Source organism: Delftia sp. WSY_22 (assembly GCF_043104185.1).
GTDB lineage: Bacteria > Pseudomonadota > Gammaproteobacteria > Burkholderiales > Burkholderiaceae_C > Comamonas > Comamonas tsuruhatensis.
In genome coordinates this window covers 1-314 of record NZ_JBICKN010000025.1, presented here as the reverse complement: position 1 = coordinate 314, position 314 = coordinate 1, and the positions used below count along the sequence as shown (strand labels likewise).

Here is a 314-nt window from a genome sequence, read left to right as displayed (position 1 = left end):
GAGCCCACTTCGGTGCTTTGCTTGCTGCCGACCTTGACCTGGCGCTCCTGCCCCACGGTGAGGCTCTGGTTCATGCCCACATGGGTCTGCATGGCCACGCCGATGTTTTCCATGTAGTTGACGCCGATGTTCATCATCTTCATCCCACCCACGTTCTGCATGTAGGCCATGCCTATGGTCTGGGTCTTGAGCAGGCCGACCGTGACGTGCCAGTTCTGGCCTATCTTGTCGGTCTCGGTCTTGCCGATGGTCTTGCTGCGGTTCTTGCCGATGGAGATGTTCTCGTCGATGCCGACATCCTCGTTGCGGTTGTC

Annotated in this window: 1 pseudogene; it reads right to left on the bottom strand. The window is 58.6% G+C overall.

Going from position 1 to position 314, the window contains the following annotated elements:
• A pseudogene (locus ACF8NF_RS13775) lies at positions 1 to 314 on the bottom strand (type VI secretion system tip protein VgrG); the annotation flags it as partial.